The organism is Burkholderia sp. EMB26 (assembly GCF_024730645.1).
Classification (GTDB): Bacteria; Pseudomonadota; Gammaproteobacteria; order Burkholderiales; family Burkholderiaceae; genus Burkholderia; species Burkholderia cenocepacia.
On the sequence record NZ_CP078072.1, the window covers coordinates 572,735 to 590,683 of the forward strand.

A 17,949-nucleotide genomic window follows, 5' to 3' on the forward strand; every position below is an offset into this window, starting at 1 on the left:
AGGGGAAAAACGGTGGAGCTGGACGTCCGGCCTTCAGGAGCGGCCTCTGCGAACGATCGAAAGGAGGCGGGTCGACGGAGATTGACGTTGTTGTCGATACGCGTCGTCCAACAGACGCTGACGGCCACTATCGGCCAAAACCGGTCGTGGACCAACAACAGCAACCAGACATCCGGTAGGCAGGTCGAGTTCCGACAACGGACACGCACGCTTTCATGGCGATCCATTCTTCCCATCTGGCCGGTGTTTGTTACGACCGACCCCTCAATTTCCTGAAGATGAGCGGCATTGCTTCAGCATCCAGCCCATCCATGTCAACCAGTCGCAGGGACTTCACCATGTCCAGCGTCGAACGCTTGTACTTCTTGAAATGTGGCGACTGGATATGTGCGTCGTACGCATCGTGGCTCGCATAAATTTCCACGATCTTGATGTGCGTCGGGCTATCCTTTTGAGCCATCGGGAAAATGCACACTACCCCCGGCTCGACGCGCATCGACGCCTCAGCCTCCTCGTTCAAGATGCGCCGATATGCTTCGAGATGCTGATTGAATATCTCGATTTCGGAGATACGGACTAACATTTTCGGCTCCTGCGCATGGACGTTACCGTGCTGCCCCAACGGCAGTACCGCACACATCACAACGAGCGCGAAGAGGATAAGACGTCGGCACTCGATGAACGGCCCCTTCATATCTATTTTCGCATTCGATGTTCGTCCAGCGGCGGTACGTTCGACCGCGGCGGCGAGTTCGCAAGCTGCCGCCATTGAACGTACCGCCGCTCGCGACATTCAGTTCCGCGGCATTGAAATCGTCGGCGGATGTTCCGGAAGCGGTGGCACGATGCCATCCACCGGATGGGGGACATACGGCGCTTCGAGCGCGGCGATTTCGTCCTGCGTCAGCGAGAAGTCGAGCGCGCCGATGGCGGTTGCCAGATGCTCGGGCTTCGTTGCCCCGATGATCGGCGCGGTGATCGCCGGCTTCGTCAACAGCCACGCCAGTGCGACGTGCGCGCGCGGCACATGGTGCGCCTCGGCGATACGCGCGACGACGTCAACCACCTTCTGGTCCTGGATTTCAGCGTTCCGATACATTTGCAGCGCAAAGGCATCGTTCTGCGTGCGGCGCGTGGTTTCGCTCCAGTCGCGCGTCAGCCTGCCGCGCGCCATCGGGCTCCATGGAATGACCCCGACGCCCTGGTCGGCGCAAAGAGGCAACATTTCGCGTTCCTCCTCCCGATAGAGCAGGTTGTACTGCGGTTGCATGGAGATGAAGCGTGTCCAGCCGTTGCGTTCCGCGACGTGCTGCATTTTCGCGAAGCGCCATGCCTCCATCGACGATGCACCGATGTAGCGGGCTTTGCCTGACTTCACTATGTCGTGCAGCGCCTCCATCGTTTCCTCCACAGGCGTGCCGTGGTCGAAACGGTGGATCTGGTAGAGGTCGACGTAATCCATGCCGAGGCGGGTCAGACTGTCGTCGATCGACTGAAGCAGCGCTTTCCGCGAGAGAAACCCGGTATTGGGTGAATTGCGCCACGGAAAGAACGCCTTGGTGGCGACGACGACCTCTTCGCGCCGCGCCATGTCGTTGAGCGCTCGGCCCGTGATCTCCTCGGAGCTTCCGCCCGAATAGATATTGGCAGTGTCGAAGAAGTTGATGCCCGCCTCGAGCGCTTGCCGAAAAAACGGGCGGGAGGCTGCTTCATCGAGGGACCAAGGCTGGGGCAGGCGGGCAGGCTCCCCATAGCTCATGCATCCCAGGCAAAGACGAGATACTTTCAGGCCCGTTCGGCCCAGATTGACATATTCCATGTTCACCTTCAAAGGTCTACGGTCACACAACGCCTATAAGCAGACTGCGGCAGGCCCGTGGTTGACGATTTATCCCGCGTCAGCGCTACACGACAACCACGGACCGACACCGCGATAGACGCTGCCGCAGCAGTCAAGCGTCGCGCGACGCGAACAGCGACTCCCAGCCGACGAACGGGCCGAGCGGAATGATCTCCCAGTCGATCAGGCCGACCTTGGCCAGCGGAAACTCGGCGAGCGCCTGTCTCGCGGCATCGACCGAATCGCTTTCGGCAATGATGGCGACGCCCGGGCGGTCCTGACGGAACGAGATTTCGCGCACGAAGCCCGTTTTATACAGATGCCACGCATGGCGCACTTCTTCGAGAAGATGGGGCTGATAGGTGTCCGGGCTGGCCCCCGGCAGCGGGACGTCGAGACAAAGCAATTTCATCGTGCGGCTCCTGACATGAACTGGCTGGTCACGTGAGCGACGCGCTCGCCCAGATACGCAGCGGTATCGATATCGCTCTCGATGGGGGTGATGTCCGGTGATGCATCATCCGATTGCGCCATCGCGCCCAGCCATCCGCCGACACGATTCTTCTCCTGCGGCGACTTGCCCGGGAAGATATCGAGTCCGACCCAGATCATCCCGTGCTGGGCGGCAAACAGCGCCATCGTGACGAGGGAATTCAGCTTGTCGCCGTGCTGGCGCCCGAATTCGTGAAGCCTGCGGCAATCTTGTTCCGCCACGACTGGGGAATCCACGCGGGCCGCGTCGAGTCCTCCATCACCTTTTTGAGCCTCGCGCTGACGGTGCCGTTGTAGGTCGGCGAACCGAAGATGATCGCGTCGCTCGCGGCGAGTTTTTCCCAGGGCGTATCGCCATCTGCAACGGCGATCAACTGCGCTTCGGCACCCGGCACGCGACGAACGCCGTCTGCAACGGCTTGGGCCTGTTTCGCGGTGTGGCCATAGCCACTGTCATAGAGGATCGTGATGAGCATTGAAAACTCGCAAGCTTCGGACGGAGGGGCGATGTCCGCCATTGTCACCAGCGTCACTCATTACGAGAAGTTCTGACAGGGTTGAACCACCCTCAACTGAAAGTTTAGAATCCGGCGGCGCGACGACAGGTCGGCGCGATGTCAGTCATGGAGGAAATGTGGATTCTTCGCAGCGTGTTCGAGCCATCGTTTCTCTCGTCCAGGCCGTGGATGCGGGAAGTTTTGCGGCAGCGGCCCGACAATTGGGCGTCACGTCGGCTGCCGTGAGCAAGAACGTGGCGGGCCTCGAAAAAGCATTGGGTGTGCGGCTGATGAACCGGACGACCCGCACACTCAAACTCACAGAGGAAGGCGAGGCGTTTTTGCGCCACGCGCGCATCGCACTTGAAACACTGGATGCCGCGATCGATACGGTTTCCGCCCAGCGGGCCGTGCCGGCCGGGCGCGTGCGGATTTCGACGAGTGCCGCCTTCGGGCATAACCACGTGCTTCCGGCGCTGCCCGCGCTGCTCGCTCGCTACCCGGCGCTGTCGGTCGAGGTCGATTTCGACGATCGGGTCATCGATATTGTCCGGGACGGCTACGACATTGCGGTAAGAGGCGGCAACATCCCGGATTCCGCGCTCGTGACTCGCCCCATTTGTCGCTTGAATACAGTACTGGTAGCGTCTCCCGACTATCTGGCGAACCATGGCGTGCCCGAAACGCCGGATGCGTTGCACGCGCACCGGCTCATTGCACGGCGATTCCTGAGCGGCCAGGTCGCGCCGTGGAACTTCACGGGCGACGACAAAAGCATCACGACGATCGACCCCTCCGGCAAGGCAATGCTGACACTATCCGCACCGGAATCGCTGGTGCAGGCGGCGTGCGATAGCGTTGGCATCGCGGAGGTCGGGGTGCATCTTGCGTGGGATCGGTTGCGTTCCGGTGCGCTGAAGGTCATTCTCCACAGGTTTCACCATCCCGGAAGCTATGAGATGGTGATGCAGTATCCACACCGGGCGCTTGTCGCGCCACGAGTGCAAGTTACCGTCAAACATCTGCTGGAAGCGCTAACGGCGGATAGCAAATTGCATGTGCCTACGGATGCCTTGGATAGCTATAGCGTGTAGCAGTCAGCCATCGTTGTATTACCAAACGTGTGGTTCCGCGTGGAAATTGCGTGTGCAGCATCGCGACGACCGGAAGTATTCATCGAGCGACCGCCGAAGATCGACAAACCGACGTTGCACGTCCGATGCGGTGAAAGGCGACTCTGGGTCGGTAACTGCCACTCGGAAGAAGCGTGAGCGCAGGTCTTGTCGCGTCATCAGATCGCATGCCGCAAAAAACCGCCCCCCCAACTGTCCAATTTCCGCACACCGAATCACAAACGGCCCCCAATCCACGCGCCTCCCCCACATGGGAAGAAACCCGGATACCCCCGCTTCCCCGCCCCCGCCTACCCTCGCGCGCATGCCGATCGGCGCCAACCAACGCCGATCCGGCCGATCCGAATTTCCCCAGGAGCGCAAATGGATAGCAACACCCCCGCACTGTTCGACACCGACATCTGGCGCGGCAAGATCTTCAACGGAAGCTGGCACGCGAGCCCGCACGCGGCCGACGTAATCGAACCGGCGACCGGCAACGCGCTCGGCCGCATCGGCGTCGCCGACGCCGCAGCCATCGGCGAAGCATCAGCGACCGCCCACCGCGCCCAGCCCGCGTGGTTCGCCCTCCCCTACGACGAGCGCGCAGCCGTCCTGCGCCGCGCCGCAGCCATCGCCGAAACGCACGCCGACGCGATCGTCGACTGGCTCGTGCGCGAAAGCGGCTCGACCCGCGCAAAAGCTTCCTTCGAAACCGCCATCACCATCAAGGCACTGCACGAAGCCGCCAGCCTGCCATCACGCGCAGCCGGCGAAGTGCTCCCGTCCGCGGCCGGCCGCCTGTCGCTCGCGCGCCGCCGTCCGCGCGGCGTGGTCGGCGTGATCTCGCCGTTCAACTTCCCGCTGTACCTCGCGATGCGCGCGGTCGCGCCGGCGCTCGCACTCGGCAACGCGGTCGTGCTGAAGCCCGATCCGCGCACCGCCGTGTGCGGTGGCGTCGCGATCGCGCGCGTGTTCGAGCTTGCCGGCTTGCCCGAAGGCGTGCTGCACATGCTGCCCGGGGACGGCGCGGCCGGCGCGGCACTGGTCGCCGATCCACACGTCGCGATGATCCAGTTCACCGGCTCCACCGCGGCCGGGCGCAAGGTCGGCGAAGCGGCGGGCCGCCATCTGAAGAAGGTGTCGCTCGAACTCGGCGGCAAGAATTCGCTGATCGTGCTCGACGATGCCGACCTCGACCGCGCGGTCGCCAACACCGCATGGGGCGCGTATCTGCATCAAGGCCAGATCTGCATGGCGACCGGCCGCGTGCTCGTGCAGCGCGCGATTCACGACCGCTTCGTCGCGAAGCTCGTCGACAAGGCGCGCAGCCTGCGCGTCGGCGACCCGGCCACCGGCGACGTCGGCCTCGGCCCGCTGATCAACGCCGCGCAACGCGACCATGCGGCGAGCGTGGTCGACGCGGCCCGCCGCGCGGGCGCACGCGTCGAGACGGGCGGCAATCATCGCGACCTGTTCTTCGAGCCGACCGTGCTGAGCGGCGTCGCGCCGGGCAATCCGGCGTTCGACGAGGAAATCTTCGGGCCGGTCGCGATCGTCGTGCCGTTCGATACCGACGAGGACGCGATCGCGCTCGCGAACCGGACCGAATACGGGCTGTCGATGGCGATCCTGTCCGCCGACGTCGGCCGCGCGCTGCGGATCGGCGAGCGCTTGAACACGGGGCTGCTGCACATCAACGACCAGACGGTCAACGACGAAGTGATCAACCCGTTCGGCGGCGTCGGCGCATCGGGCAATGGCTCGAGCATCGGCGGTGCGGCAAACTGGGAGGAATTCACGCAGTGGCAGTGGCTGACGATCAAGGGCGAAGCGCCGCCGTATCCGATTTGACGAGGAGACCGACCATGTACACCGACAACGATACACGCGCCGTCACCGCGGCCGTCGCGCGCGCCGCCGGCGCGCCGTTCTCGATCGAATCCGCCCGGATCCGCGCGCCGCGCGGCGACGAGGTGCTGGTGCGCGTCGTCGCGACCGGCTTGTGCCATACCGACCTGATCGTGCGCGACCAGTACTATCCGGTGCCGCTGCCGGCCGTGCTCGGTCACGAAGGCGCCGGCGTGGTCGAGGCGGTCGGCCCGAACGTGAAGACGCTCGCCGCGGGCGACCACGTCGTGCTGACCTACGGCGCGTGCGGTCACTGCACGTCGTGCGTCGGCGGTCACGGCGCGTATTGCCGGCAGTTCTTCGCGCTGAACTTCGGCGGCGCCGACGCCGACGGGCAAACCGCGCTTCGTGACGCATCCGGCCAACCGCTGCACGATCATTTCTTCGCGCAGTCGTCGTTCGCGAGCTACGCGCTCGCCCGCGAGAACAACGCGATCAAGGTGCCGAAGGAAGCGCCGCTCGAGCTGCTCGGCCCGCTCGGCTGCGGGATCCAGACCGGCGCGGGCGCGGTGATCAATTCGCTCGCGGTGCGCACCGGCAGCAGCTTCGCGAGCTTCGGCGCGGGCGCGGTCGGCATGAGCGCCGTGATGGCCGCGCGCATCGCGGGCGCCACCACGATCATCGCCGTCGACATCGTGCCGTCGCGGCTCGCGCTGGCGCTCGAACTCGGCGCGACGCACGCGCTCAACAGCCGGGAAGTCGACGTCGTCGACGCGATCCGCGAGATCACCGGCGGCGGCGTCGACTACGCGCTCGAATCGACCGGGCTGCCGGCCGTGCTGTCGCAAGGAATCGACGCGCTGGGCTCGCGCGGGACGATGGGCGTGGTCGGCGCGCCGAAGCTCGGCACCAGGGCCGAATTCGACGTGAACAGCCTGCTGCTCGGCGGCCACACGATCCGCGGCATCGTCGAAGGCGACAGCGTGCCGCAGACGTTCATTCCGCAGCTCGTCCAACTGCACCTGCAGGGCCGGTTTCCGTTCGACCGGTTGGTGAAGTTCTATTCGCTCGAGCAGATCAACCAGGCCGCCGAGGACAGCAGCAAAGGCATCACGCTCAAGCCGATCCTGCGGTTGCCGCACTAGGCGCGGGGCGCCGCGGGCCGTCCGCCGATGCCGGGCGGCGCCACGCGGCGGGCGACCTTGCCGGGCACGAAAATGCCCGGCTTCGGGCAGCGGGCTATATTACGCATTCGCGCGACACGCCGGGCCGGCACGCCCGGCCCGACCATTCGACCTCACATGGAGCGCAGCGTGAACATGGCCCCTGAATCCCCTGCACGGCCGGTCGACCTCGACCGGCTCCGCGCCCGCTTCGCCGCGGGCGAGCCGCTGCCGGAAACGGCGTTGCCGGCCAGCGTCGCACGCTCGTGGCTGCGCTCGCGCGACGCCGGGCTGCGGCCCTGGCAAACCGCCCGCTATGAAATGCAGCGCGAGCGCGACGAATCGCGCGCGGACCGGCGGCTCGCCCGCTGCGTCGCGCAGGAGATCGAGCCGCTGTGGGCCGCATTCGGCGGCACCGAATGGACGATCATGTGCGTCAATCCGCACGGCACGATCGTCCATGCGCGGCGCAGCCCGCAATGCGACGACGCGCTGCTGACACCGATCGTCGCCGGACGCCGGATCGTCGAGCCGAACGTCGGCACGACCGCGCCGAGCTGCGTGATCCACGACGGCGCCGAGGCCATCGTCGCGGGCGCGCAGCATTATCTCCACGAGTTGTCGCGGGTGTTCTGCCTCGCGGTGCCGCTGGTGGGATTCGACGGTGAAGTGATCGGCGCGCTCGACATCACCGGCGTCGGCCGGCGCAACGTCGTGCAGTTGCGCGAACAGTTCCGGCACGCGGCGCTGTCCGCCGAGCAGCGGCTCTACGCGATGTTGCGTGACTGCCATCTGCTGCAGGTCCAGCATGACGCGCGCTGGCTCGGCACGCCGCTCGCCGGCGTCATCGCGCTCGACGAAGCGGGCCGCGTGCGCGCGGTGAGCCGCCTGGCGCGCCAGATGCTCGACCTCGCGCCGGCCGGCCCGGTGGCCCCGTACGATCTTCGGCAACTGTTTCCCGGCGCGACGCCCGCGCAGCAGCGCCGCTTGCTGACACCGGCGCGCACGCCGCAGCGGATCGCACGCGACGATGGTAGCCATGTATGGGTGCGCACCGTGCGTGCACCGCTCGACCGGGCGACGACGGCGCGCCACGCCGACGTGCTGGAAGACGCCGCCGACGTGTGCCGCACCGCATCGGCCGCGGGCCCTCAGGCGAGCCTGCACGAACAGTCGCTCGACGCGATCCGGCGGACGCTCGCCGAGCACGACGGCAACGTGTCGGCGGCCGCGCGGCAGCTCGGCATTTCCCGCACGACACTGTATGCGAAGCTCAGGCAGCTCGATGCGGCGGGAATCGGGTACGACGGGTCGCATTGACGGTTCGCGATAGCGGGCCGTGTGGCTGGCGATGGCGCCAAGCCACGCCCGCCGCTCATGCAACTGCAAAGCTGGCCGCGCGAGCCCGGCCGACAACGCACCGACCACGCCGCCGAAGGAGCCGATCCACGGTCGCCCGAACTCGCCGACTGCGATCATCGAATGCGGGTGCGTCGGCACCAGGACGCTGCCGCAGCGTGTCGGCCGACGGCACGGCGGCGACCACGCCTACTCCCGCCACGTCGCGTCCGCGAGCTTCGCCACCAGTTCGTCGTACACCACCCGGATACGCCTGGGCATCGGGCCGCGCCGCGGCCGATAGACGTGCAGCTTCCACGGCTCGGGTTCGAGGCTCGGCAACACCCGCACGAGGCGCCCCTTCCTGACGTACGGCCGCACCAGATACTCCGCGCACTGGCCGACCCCGACGCCCGCGCACACGGCCTCGATCTCCACCTCGGTGTCGTCGGTCAGGTAAGCCGGCGACGACGGCACGAACTGCTGCTCGCCGCGAAACATCCACGGCCACGGCCGCCCGCTTGCACGATCGATCAGGCACGTCACCGGCATCGCTTCGAGTGCCTTGCGGTTTTTCGGCTCGCCCAGCCGCCGGATCAGCGACGGCGCGGCCACCACCCACATCGGCAGCGGCCCGACCATGCGCGCGACGAAGCGGTTGTCGCCGATCGCGCCGACGCGCACGCCGATGTCGATCTGCTCGTCGACCACCGGCGACGGCACGTCGGACAGCCGCAGATCGGGCACGAGCCCCGGATATCGCTGCATGAGGCCGGTGAGGATCGGCTGCACGTAATGCCGCCCCATGCCCGACGGCGCGGTGATCCGGACGACGCCGACCGGCTCGTCGCGCTGGCCGGTCGCGGGCCCGAACAGCCCGTCGACCACGGCCAGCGCGCCCTGCACCTCGCGCGCGAACGACTGGCCGAACGCGGTGATCCGGATGCTGCGGGTCGTCCGGTGAAACAGCGTTTCGCCGAGCATCTCCTCCAGTTCGCGCACCGCGCGCGTGACGACCTGCGGCGACACGCCGAGCCGCGCGGCCGCCTCGCGAAACGTCGGCGCCGCGGCGGCCGCGGAAAAGATCTTCAGGATGTCGAGGCGGTTGAGCATGGGAAGCCTTTATGATGCTCGCGAAAAAGCGATTTTAATTCCCCAAAAAGGAATTCTGAATGCGCCATTGTTCCATTTTTTTGTCGACGTCGAACGACCACAATGCGCATCGGACGTCGCTTCGACGCAACGGATCACCCCTCACGGAGAAACGCATCATGAACGCAAGCACGCACTCTGCCCCGCTCGACGGTCGCATCGCCCTCGTGACGGGCGCCAGTTCCGGCATCGGCCGCGCGTCGGCGATCGAACTCGCGCGCCGCGGCGCGAAGGTCGTCGTCAGCGCCCGACGCAAGGCCGAACTCGATCGACTGGTCGACGAGATCGCGACCGCCGGCGGCAACGCAACGGCCTTTGCCGCGGATGTCGCGAACGAAGCCGAGCTCCGCAAGCTATTCGATTTCACACTGTCGACCCACGGACGGCTCGACGTCGCGTTCAACAATGCGGGCACGGAAGGCGTGTTCGCGCCGATGCTCGAGCAGGACGCGCAAAGCTACGACCGGGTGTTCGAGCCGAACGTGCGCGGCGTGTTCAATTCGATGAAGTTCGCGGCTGAGATCATGCTGCGTCAGGGCAAGGGCAGCATCATCAACAATGCGTCGATGGGCGGCGTCATCGGCTTCGAGAACGCGTCGGTGTATATCGCGAGCAAGCACGCGGTGATCGGGATGACGAAGACGGCTTCGATCGAATGGTTCAAACGCGGCGTGCGCGTCAACGCGCTGTGCCCGGGGCTGATCGATACGCCGTTCCATCACCGCGGCATCTGGGCGTCGGAGGAAGCACGGCTCGCCTTTGCCGAATCGACGCCGGCCGGCCGCTGGGCATCCGCCGACGAGATGGCGACGGTCGTCGCGTTCCTCGCGTCGGACGATGCCAGCTATGTGTCGGGGCACGCGCTGGTGGCCGACGGCGGCTATTCGGTCGCGTGATGCACCGGCGGCGTGCCGGGCAGCGGCTTCACGGCGTGGGGGCCGCGAGCGCCGCTTCCCGTTTCGCGTGCAGCCGCAACGCGGCCCACGCGACCCCGGCCGCGAAGATCGCGACCACGCCGCCGAAGGTACCGATCCACGGCAGCCCGAAGTCGCCCGCGATATGGTTGCCGAGCAGCGCGCCGGCGCCGATCCCGACGTTGTACAGCCCGGAGTAGATCGACACGGCCAGGTCGGTCGCCTCCGGCGCCAGCTTCAGCACCCACGCCTGCATCGCGAGCCCGAAACAGACGATCGCGCCGCCCCACACCAGCGTGTGCACGGACAGCGTGACGATGTTCAGCGCGCACGGGAACAGGATCAGCAGGCAGCCCGACAGCGCGACGATCGACGCCAGCAGGAAATCGTCGGGCCGGTGCGGATAGACGCGATTGAAGCAGACCGCGGCCGGCAGGCCGGCGACGCCGAACAGGATCAGCACGTAGGTGATCCGGCTGCTGCTCGCGTGGTTGACGCTCTGCACGAACGGTTCGATGTACGTGTACGACGTGAAGTGCGCGGACACGACGAGCACGGTGATCGCGTACAGCGCGACCAGCGCCGGCTTGCGCAGGAACACGCCGATGCTGCTCAGCGAGCCCGCGCCCTGGCTCGGCAGCGACGGCAGCGTGGCACGCAGCAACAGCAGCGCGACGCCCGCCGTGCCCGCGATGATCAGGAACGTGACGCGCCAGCCGAACGCCTCGCCGATCACGCGTCCGAGCGGAATCCCGGCGACCATCGCGATCGCCGAGCCCATCGCGATCAGGCTGAGTGCACGGCTTTTGCGGTCGCTCGGCGCGAGCCGCACCGCGAGCGGGATCGAAATCGACCAGAACACCGCATGCGCACACGCGATGCCGAGCCGGCCGATCATCAGCACCGCGAAATTCCACGCGACGCCGGTCACGACATGGCTGCCGATGAACACCAGCAGCGCCACGCTCAACAGCTTGCGGCGCTCGACGTGGCGCGTGACGAACGTCAGCGGCAGCGACACGACCGCGACGGCCCACGCGTAGATCGTCAGCATCAGGCCGACGGCGGTCGGCTGCATCTGCAGGCTGTCGCCGATCGCGCTCAACAGCGCGACGGGCACGAATTCGGTGGTATTGAAGATGAAGGCGGTGAGCGCCAGGGCCAGAACGCCCCACCACGATTGTTCGGAACTGACGGCGTCGGGGGTTGCCATACGGGGATTCGACGAAGGTTGGGCGTGCGCGGGCGGCCCGCCCGGCGCATCGGCGCGATTGTACCAGCGGTGTTCGACCCGCCGCCGCCGGGCGCGGTGCGTGCGGCGCGGGACATGGCGGTGACACGGCCGTGCGCCGATAATGTGACGCATTGGGTTTTGCCGACGATTTGCCCGACGATCATCGGGCCAGGAGAGTTACATGCGCATTGAAACGTCATTTCTGTTCGATCTCGACGGCACGCTCGTCGACAGCGTCTATCAGCACGTACTCGCGTGGAAGGAAGCGCTCGATGCCGAAGGCATCGAACTGTCGGTGTGGCGCATCCATCGCAAGATCGGGATGAGCGGCGGCCTGTTCCTGAACCAGCTGCTGCGCGAAACGGCCGGCGACATCGACGCCGAGCGCGTCGAGCGGCTCGCACGGCTGCATGCGGCCGCGTACCAGCGGCTGCGCGCGCAGGTCCGGCCGCTGCCGGGTGCGCGCGAACTGCTGGCCGCGCTGTCGAATGCCGGCATTCGCTGGGCGATCGCGACCAGCGGGCGGATGGAAACGGCGGCGATCAATCTGGAGGCGCTCGGCGTCGATCCGGCGAAGAACGTCGTCGTCACGCGCGATCAGGTGAAATACGCGAAGCCGGACCCGGACCTGTTCCTGACCGCGGCCGCGAAGCTGAACGTGCCGATCGAGCATACGGTGGTGGTCGGCGACAGCATCTGGGACATGCTCGCCGCCGCCCGCTGCCGCGCGCTCGGCGTCGGGCTGCTGGCGGGCGGGTACGGCAGCGATGAGCTGGAACGGGCCGGCGCGCTGCGCGTGTACGACGATCCGGCGGATCTGCTGTGGCACCTCGACGAGGTGGCTGCGCGGCCGTAGGCGCCAGTACGCCGCGCCCGGTCCGTTCCTCCGTGAGCGAGCGTTTCAGTCGAGCTTGACGTCATGCGGCCGCACGAGCTCGTCCGGCCGGATAGCCGCGCGCGCGATCGTTCGCGTCGCGGCTTTTTTCGATTCATCGAATCGAAACAATCCCCACCGCCATTGACAAGCCCGATTTTAATATTTTTATTCGCACCTGTTTTCCTGTGTTTTTAAAACACACGGGAAGATTCTTGAAAAATCGAATCGCCTTTCATATAACAAAAACACTTCGCTTCCGGTTCACGATCGCAGTGCCAGAATCGTGAAAATACGCGTTGCGTACGGAGCCGAACCGGCCAGCCAGCGCCAGCCCGCGTCGCCAGACGTCCCAGGCACGATATGGGGTCTGTGTCGCAATGTGGCGTCGTAGCGCCCTTTCCGCCATTTATCCGGGGATTCTATAAATGCGCACGGATCTTTCACGTTCATAACGTTTCGACCGAAGCATTACCTCGATTTATTCGATTGCACGATCACAGGTATCGGCCGGGGTATTTTTGTGCCGGCGTTTCGTAAAGACGTGCGCCGCCGCTCGATCGGCGGGCATTGTTTTGTCCGGTTTGACGGAAATGGACGACGCGAGGATTTCGATGAATCAGATCAGCGAACAGGCGATCGCCGAACTGCGCGCGCCGCACCTGGAACCCGCCCTGCCGATCCGGGTACTGCATGGCGAGACGGTGAGCGATTACGAGCGGAAAGTGCAGACGACCTACGCCGGCAGCCCGGACGACTGGCGCAAGGCGATCGGCGAGTACCTGTTGTTCCAGTTCGGTGTGTACGACGATCCGCGCTCCACGCCGCCGATCTCGCTCGATGAATCGGGCATTCGCTACTTCGAACGCCAGCTTCATCTCGCCGGCTTCGACGACCCCGTTCCCGCCCGGGCCGAACGCATTCTCGACATCGGCTGCGGCTGGGGCTACATCCTCAAGTATCTGGCCGGCCGCTTCCCCGGCTGCATGCGCCTCGACGGTATCAACGTCAGTCGCGAACAGCTCGACTACTGCGCCCGCTTTCATGCGCAACACGGGCTCGCGGAACGCATCAACCTGTATCAGTGCAACGCTCAGGACGTCGATCGACTGCCCGATCCCGCGACGCCGTACGATCTCGTGATCATTCGCGGCGTGATCTCGCACTTCCCGAACGCGCTGTACGAAAAGGCGATGCGCGCGCTGCATGCGCGTGTGCGCGGCGGCGGCTCGGTGGTGATCTCGGACAATCTGTACAACGTCGACCTGAGCGAATACGCATCCGACACGCCGGACGAGGTCGACCGGATCGCGTGCAAGCACAGGAAGACGCCCGATTATTTCAGGCAGGTGCTGATCGACGCCGGGTTCGCGATCCGCGACATGCGCGTGCTGCCGTCGAACATCGACGTCGCGCGCTGGCTGATGGATGCCAGGGCCAACATCGACCGCCATTTTCCGCACCGTGCGCCGGACACGCTGGAAGAACTGCGCGTGCTCGCCGAAAACTGGTCCGTCGCGCTGATCAAGAACAAGGTGTCGACCTACAGCATCGTCGCGGTCAAACCGGACGCGTAACTTGGAGAGCCGCATGCAAGCATCCGGAACGCCACGCGCCACGAGCGCCCCGCCCAGCGAGACGCAAATGCTGGTGCTGCCGCTGCCGCATCTGTCGCTGCCCGTCGCACGGCACCCGCAGCATGAAGCAATCGAGCGGCAGCTCGCGATCGACGACTACCCGTACATCGTGCAGCACTATCGCAGCGACGCCGCGGCGCGCCGTTTTCTCGCGCAGCGCATTCCCGCGTATGGCAGCCTGTGCTACCCGAATGCGCGGCCCGATCGCGTGTACGCGCTCCACCGCATGATGCACGTCACGACGCTGATGGACGACGCCTTCACGCATCTCGCACGCACCGGCGATCAGGCGGGGCTCGACACGTTGCGCGAGCATTTCCTGGCGGCCGTCGACGGCACGCCGCCGCCGGCCGACGCACCTTCCGCGCGGCTGCTGCACGACACGCTGCAGTTGATGCGCACCCGGAGCGAGGCGCGCCCGGCCTTCTGGCGGCGGTTCGTCGAATGCATCCGCGAGCAGATCCATACGCAGGCCAGCCCGACGGCAACCGACGCAACGCGCCTGTCGTTGGCCGACTATCTGGCGTTTCGCCGGGTCGAGGGCTTCGGCCACTGGATCACGCTGCTCACCGAATACGCGCTCGACATCGACATGCGGCAGCGCCTCGCGCAACACGCGGCACTCGCCGATGCGCGCGATGCGACGATCGACTCGGTGATCCTCGTCAACGACCTGTTTTCGTTTCGCAAGGAATGGTCCGCGCACGAGCGATTCAATGCCGTGTGGATCCTGATGCGCGTCGAGCAACTGAACGCACAGGCGGCGCTCGACCGGCTGGCGGTACTCTGCATGTCGAACGAACACCGTCTGATCGACGCGCGTGAAGCGGTCGCGACGGGCGCGCTGGCCGGCGACGCCGACGCGCAGGCCTACGTGACGGAGCTGTGTTACATGAGTGCCGGCAATGCGGAGTTTCATGCATTCAGCACCCGCTACCACGGCGACGATCTCGGCGGCGGGCGCTTCGCCGGCGGCGCAGTCGCGATGACGGCGCTGCCGACGCTCGAGGAAATCGCGGCGGCGGACCGGCATGCTCGGCCCCGGTGACTGGAGACGCACATGCACGCACCGACCCCTCTTGTGCCAGAACTCGCCGCCGCTTCGCGACATCGCTATCCGGACGGCTGGTTCGCGCTGGCCTACAGCCGCGACGTCAAACCCGGCGCGCTCGTCGTGACGCGCTTCATGGGCGCGGACGTCGTGCTGTATCGAACGGCATCCGGCCTGATTCGCGCGGTCGCGCCGCATTGTCCGCACCTCGGCGCGCATCTCGGGCACGGCGGCGTCGTGCGCGGCGAGGAGATCGTATGCCCGTTCCATCACCTCGCGTTCGCCGCGGACGGCACCTGCGTGCGCGCCGGGCGCGACGGCAAGCCGCCCGCCGCCACGCTGCGGCAGCGCCCCGTATGCGAATGGAACGGCCTGGTGCTCGCATGGCAGGACCGTGCGGGCGCAGCGCCGTCGTGGTCGCTGCCCGAACTCGACCTCGACGGCTATTCGCGGCCGCGCGGCCAGTGCCACACGCTGAACGGCAGCCTGCAGAATCCGGCCGAGAACGGCGTCGACGTCAATCATTTCAGCCCGGTGCACGGCTGGTCGAATCCGGTGCTGGAGCCGCTGCAAGCCGAGGGCCACCGGCTGACGATGCGCTCGACGCTCGTGCTGCTCGGGCAACGGCTGCTGCTGGACATCACGATGCACGGCCTGGGCTGCATGGCCGCGCGCATGGAACTGCCGGACCTCGGGCTGCACGCACGGGTCGTGCTGTTCCCGACGCAGATCGAACCCGACCGCTGGACCTGCCGCGAATTCGTCGCGCTGCGCGTCGAACGTGCGTCGGCGTGGCCGTCGCCGCTGCGCCGGGCCCTGCACGAGGTCCTCGCGAGCGCCGCATACCGGCTGTGGTTCGTGCCGCAATTCAAGCGCGACCTGCGCATCTGGGATCACCGCGACTACGACGCACGCCCGACGCTGATGGCCGGCGAGCTGCCGATCATGACGTTCCGGCGCTGGGCCGCGCAGTTCTACCCGGCGCCCGGCGGCGACGCACCCGACGGGCGAGACGGCCCCGTGTCGGCGGCCGTCGCACATGCCGATCGGGAATTCGCGCGATGAGTGCCATGCCGATGCAGGAGCGCGCGATGCATGCAGCCGGCCCCGTCGACGAAACCGCGCCGCTGCCCTATCCGGACGGGTGGTTCGCGCTGTGTTTCAGCCGCGAGCTGAAGCGCGGGGCCGTGCTCGCGACGCCGTTCATGGGACGCGACGTCGTGCTGTACCGGACGGCCTCGGGCGTCGCCTGCGCGGTCGACGCGTATTGCCCGCACCAGGGCGCGCATCTCGGCCACGGCGGCACGGTCGACGGCGAGCAGATCGTCTGTCCGTTCCATCACTACGCGTACGGCCCCGACGGCCGGCGTATCGCCGCCGGCTGCACGAAAGGCGGCCAACGGCTGACGCTTCGCACCTGGCATGTGCGCGAGTGGAACGGCTTCGTGTTCGTATGGCAGAACGCCGACGGCCTGGCGCCGACCTGGGAACTGCCGGAAGTGGACATGACCGGCTTCTCGGCACCGGTCGGCCAGGCATTCACGCTACGCGGCGTGATGCAGAACCTGCCGGAAAACGGCTTCGATCTCGAACATTTCGGCGCGCTGCACCGCTGGAAGGACATGAAACCGCATACGCCCGTGATCGACGGCCCGCGCATTTCGATGCAGGTGGACATGGCGTGGAAGCACATCAGATGGCGCACGGTGATCGGCGTTCACGGCCTCGGCTGCGTGTCGTCCGACCATGAAATGAAGGCGATCGGCCTCGAAGCGAAGATCTTCGCGTGCGGCGTGCAGGTCGCGCCGTTGCGCTGGACCTTCCGGGACGGTATCTCGTTCCGCTTTTCGTGGCTGTCGAGGTGGCCGGCTCCGTTGCAGCGGATCGTCTACGCCGCGCTCGGCCGGTTGCTGCACCGGCTGTGGCTGGTGCCGGTGTTCAAGGAAGACATCATGGTGTGGAGCCATCGCGACTACACCGGCTACGGTACCCCGGTCGCAGGCGACGGGCCGTATCCGGTATTCCAGCGATGGGCGCGGCAGTTCTATCCGGCCGGCGATCGCGTTGCGGCACGGCATCGCACCGCGCAGGCGGACGCGTTTGCCGGGAAATAGCGGGAGCCGGTGGCGCCGGCAACGACGCACTGGAACGCGCCAGCGCTCTGCTCTGCTCCGCCGCATCCGGCATTTCGCGCACCTTCAGATAGCGCCACCGCCGTGCAGACGTCAGTAATGATTCGCCATATCCGCACAAATTGGCATCGACCGTTGCCGTCACAGAGATCGGCAACGGCAGATTGCTATCCGGCCCATCGCCATCCACTAAATCGACATCGAGCTTCGCGGCCCGCGCAAGGAGCATGACGCGTACGACGCCGGAATCGACGCCCGCTGCGACTAACGCCTATACGTTTTCCCGTTATTCAAGTGCCAACGAATAATTCTCCCGCGTGAATATACGTGGGCGAGCGATTTTATGGCATGCGAGGAACTTAATTATTAATTATCGAACAGGTGCGACCATTTAATCCCCCGATCGATTATAAAACCATTTTCCTCGGACATCCGTGGTCGCACCTCAGCACTTCTGCATCCCGGTACACTAGATCGGGTTCGACGCGCGAATAGGAGTAATCAACACGACGGCACGAGCCACCTGCACCTATCTGCACGTTAAAGCAGGACTCGAAAAGCCATGGTTGACGGCGGAAGCGCTGAGGCACAGGAATGAGCAGCCGTCGTAGCTGATGTCGACATCGTATAGAGCGGGACATGCCAATTGGCTCGGGTTGCCC

At 66.0% G+C, this 17,949-nt stretch carries 15 protein-coding genes and 1 pseudogene; 10 read left to right on the plus strand and 6 right to left on the minus strand.

Translation table 11 applies throughout. From position 1 onward, the window contains the following. Positions 1 to 250 precede the first annotated feature (250 nt). The 4 genes and pseudogenes from KU887_RS32890 to KU887_RS32905 form a co-directional block, all read right to left on the minus strand. Complete coding sequence (locus KU887_RS32890) at positions 251 to 793, minus strand: putative quinol monooxygenase (RefSeq protein ID WP_226244863.1); 543 nt, start codon at positions 791 to 793, stop codon at positions 251 to 253. After that, positions 794 to 1,819 carry an aldo/keto reductase gene (locus KU887_RS32895; protein ID WP_012493760.1) on the minus strand — a complete coding sequence of 342 codons (1,026 nt, stop codon included), beginning with the start codon at positions 1,817 to 1,819 and terminating at the stop codon, positions 794 to 796. Positions 1,820 to 1,952: 133 nt separating this feature from the next. Then, complete coding sequence (locus KU887_RS32900) at positions 1,953 to 2,252, minus strand: superoxide dismutase (RefSeq protein WP_212127014.1); 300 nt, start codon at positions 2,250 to 2,252, stop codon at positions 1,953 to 1,955. Next, a pseudogene (locus tag KU887_RS32905) lies at positions 2,249 to 2,808 on the minus strand (flavodoxin family protein). Before KU887_RS32905 ends, KU887_RS32900 begins: the two are co-directional and overlap by 4 nt. Positions 2,809 to 2,966: 158 nt before the next feature. On the opposite strand from KU887_RS32905, the gene KU887_RS32910 reads away from it, so the two are divergent. The 4 genes from KU887_RS32910 (at position 2,967) to KU887_RS32925 (ending at position 8,275) form a co-directional block, all read left to right on the plus strand. After that, complete coding sequence (locus KU887_RS32910) at positions 2,967 to 3,923, plus strand: LysR family transcriptional regulator (protein ID WP_006498289.1); 957 nt, start codon at positions 2,967 to 2,969, stop codon at positions 3,921 to 3,923. Between the two features lie 402 nt (positions 3,924 to 4,325). Next, complete coding sequence (locus KU887_RS32915; protein WP_077057032.1) at positions 4,326 to 5,795, plus strand: benzaldehyde dehydrogenase; 1,470 nt, start codon at positions 4,326 to 4,328, stop codon at positions 5,793 to 5,795. A gap of 14 nt (positions 5,796 to 5,809) precedes the next feature. After that, a complete protein-coding gene (locus tag KU887_RS32920; protein ID WP_034203610.1) occupies positions 5,810 to 6,937 on the plus strand; it encodes an NAD(P)-dependent alcohol dehydrogenase in 1,128 nt (375 codons plus the stop codon). Between the two features lie 57 nt (positions 6,938 to 6,994). Then, entirely contained in the window at positions 6,995 to 8,275 is a 1,281-nt protein-coding gene (locus tag KU887_RS32925; protein ID WP_230205492.1) for a helix-turn-helix domain-containing protein, read from the plus strand. Between the two features lie 228 nt (positions 8,276 to 8,503). Here the strand turns inward: KU887_RS32925 and KU887_RS32930 are convergent, their stop codons facing one another. Further along, complete coding sequence (locus KU887_RS32930) at positions 8,504 to 9,406, minus strand: LysR family transcriptional regulator (RefSeq protein WP_258258481.1); 903 nt, start codon at positions 9,404 to 9,406, stop codon at positions 8,504 to 8,506. A gap of 158 nt (positions 9,407 to 9,564) precedes the next feature. Here KU887_RS32930 and KU887_RS32935 point away from each other — a divergent pair, with 158 nt between their 5' ends. Then, positions 9,565 to 10,341, plus strand: coding sequence for an SDR family NAD(P)-dependent oxidoreductase (locus KU887_RS32935; protein WP_058903664.1), 777 nt, complete (start codon positions 9,565 to 9,567; stop codon positions 10,339 to 10,341). Between the two features lie 28 nt (positions 10,342 to 10,369). Here KU887_RS32935 and KU887_RS32940 read toward each other — a convergent pair whose 3' ends face one another. Beyond that, positions 10,370 to 11,572, minus strand: coding sequence for a sugar transporter (locus tag KU887_RS32940; protein ID WP_258258482.1), 1,203 nt, complete (start codon positions 11,570 to 11,572; stop codon positions 10,370 to 10,372). Between the two features lie 202 nt (positions 11,573 to 11,774). Between KU887_RS32940 and KU887_RS32945 the strand changes: the two genes are divergently transcribed. The 5 genes from KU887_RS32945 to KU887_RS32965 all read left to right on the plus strand — a co-directional run bounded on the left by KU887_RS32945 (position 11,775) and on the right by KU887_RS32965 (position 17,269). After that, positions 11,775 to 12,449: an HAD family hydrolase gene (locus KU887_RS32945; protein WP_011545523.1), complete on the plus strand. Its 675-nt coding sequence runs from the start codon at positions 11,775 to 11,777 to the stop codon at positions 12,447 to 12,449. A gap of 632 nt (positions 12,450 to 13,081) precedes the next feature. Beyond that, complete coding sequence (locus KU887_RS32950) at positions 13,082 to 14,044, plus strand: cyclopropane-fatty-acyl-phospholipid synthase family protein (protein WP_258258483.1); 963 nt, start codon at positions 13,082 to 13,084, stop codon at positions 14,042 to 14,044. A gap of 13 nt (positions 14,045 to 14,057) precedes the next feature. Continuing rightward, positions 14,058 to 15,152, plus strand: coding sequence for a methyltransferase type 12 (locus tag KU887_RS32955; protein WP_258258484.1), 1,095 nt, complete (start codon positions 14,058 to 14,060; stop codon positions 15,150 to 15,152). A 12-nt stretch (positions 15,153 to 15,164) separates the two neighbouring features. Next, a complete protein-coding gene (locus KU887_RS32960) occupies positions 15,165 to 16,220 on the plus strand; it encodes a Rieske 2Fe-2S domain-containing protein (RefSeq protein WP_062885674.1) in 1,056 nt (351 codons plus the stop codon). Continuing rightward, on the plus strand, positions 16,217 to 17,269 hold the full coding sequence (locus tag KU887_RS32965; protein ID WP_058903668.1) for a Rieske (2Fe-2S) protein: 1,053 nt from the start codon (positions 16,217 to 16,219) through the stop codon (positions 17,267 to 17,269). Before KU887_RS32960 ends, KU887_RS32965 begins: the two co-directional genes overlap by 4 nt. Positions 17,270 to 17,949: the final 680 nt, after the last annotated feature.